At 64.6% G+C, this 1,332-nt stretch carries 1 protein-coding gene and 1 other annotated feature; the gene reads right to left on the bottom strand.

Annotation, left to right across the window (positions count from 1 at the left end):
* Positions 1-33 precede the first annotated feature (33 nt).
* A protein-coding gene (locus EBN03_RS33515) for an IS3 family transposase (RefSeq protein WP_122192184.1) occupies positions 34-1,277 on the bottom strand; the annotation gives its coding sequence in 2 pieces (ribosomal slippage) (positions 34-983 and positions 983-1,277; 1,245 coding nt in all).
* Positions 862-990, bottom strand: a sequence feature (AL1L pseudoknot). (Overlaps the previous gene by 129 nt.)
* Positions 1,278-1,332 lie beyond the last annotated feature (55 nt).

Genomic DNA, 1,332 nt, shown 5'->3' with positions numbered 1-1,332 from the left:
TGAACCGTCACGGATTTGGGACCGGCTTCGGATTCAGACCAGCGCCGGTCGGCGTGGCGATTGTTGAGCGTAGTACGCGGCCTCGTATTCGGCCGGGGTCAGGTAGTCCAGCCGAGAATGCAAGCGGGCGTTGTTGTACCAATCGCACCACTCCATGACCGCGAACTCGACCTCGGTCAACGTCTTGAACGGCCCGTGCCGGTTGACGACCTCGGTCTTGAACAAGCCGATGATCGACTCCGCGAGGGCATTGTCGTAGGCATCCCCAACAGAACCTATCGACGCCGAGAGGCCCTGCAGTGCAAGGGATTCGGTGAACTTGATGGATGTGTATTGAGACCCGGCGTCGGTGTGGAAGATCAGGCCGGGCTCAACCGGATGCCCGTAGTGGCCGCGCCGCCAGACGGCCATGTTGAGCGCCTTGGACACCAACGCGGTCGTCTTGGTGGCCGCGGTGGTCCAGCCCACGATCGCGCGGGAGAACGCGTCGAACACGAACGCCACGTATGCCCATCCGGTCCAGGTCGAGACGTAGGTGAAGTCGGCGACCCACACATGGTTCGGTGCCGCCGCGGTGAAGTCCCGGTTGAGCCTGTCACCGGCCCGGATGCCGTCCTTGGCCGGGATCGTTGTCCGCTGTTTTCGGCCCCTGACCACACCGTTGAGTCCGAGTTCACGCATCAGCCGGTCGACGGTGCAGAACGCCACCTCGTGGCCGTGGCGACGCAGGTAGCGGGTCATCTTGCGGCGGCCGTACATCTGTTCGGGTGTTCCGTGCAGATCCCGTAACGCGTTCTCCACCAGCGCATCTGCGACGTCGCGTGCCGCCGGTGGCCGGCACCGGGCTTTGCGGTAGGTCCTGGGCGCGATCGCCACGCCGTGCTCGGTGAGCGCGCGGCAGATCGACTCGACGCCGAAGACGTGGCGGTATTCGTCGATGAACCCGACGATCAGCGGTGTCGCGGGTCGAGTTCCCGCGCGAAAAAAGCCGACGCCAGTTTCAGGATCTCGTTGGTCTGCTTGAGATCCCGGTTCTCTTTCCGCAGCCGCGCCAGCTCGTCCCGCTCGGTCGACGACAAGCCCGCGGAGGCCAGCGCGCTCGGTCGCGGGCCGTCGTCGAGGGCTTTCTTGATCCACAGCCGCAGTGTCTCGTGATGCACGTCGACCATCGGGCCGATGGCGCGTGCGGCGGCGTAGGCGGATCCGTACTCATCGAGCCGTTCGAGAGCCAGGCGCACGGCCTTCTCGCGGACCTCGGGCGGGTAACGCTTCGACATGATGGAGACCATCTTCCTCAAAAGTAGGAAGCGGTCCCAAATCCGTGACGGTTCA

This window comes from Nocardia stercoris (assembly GCF_003696265.1).
Taxonomy (GTDB): Bacteria; Actinomycetota; Actinomycetes; order Mycobacteriales; family Mycobacteriaceae; genus Nocardia; species Nocardia stercoris.
This window is presented reverse-complemented; position numbering and strand designations above follow the sequence as displayed.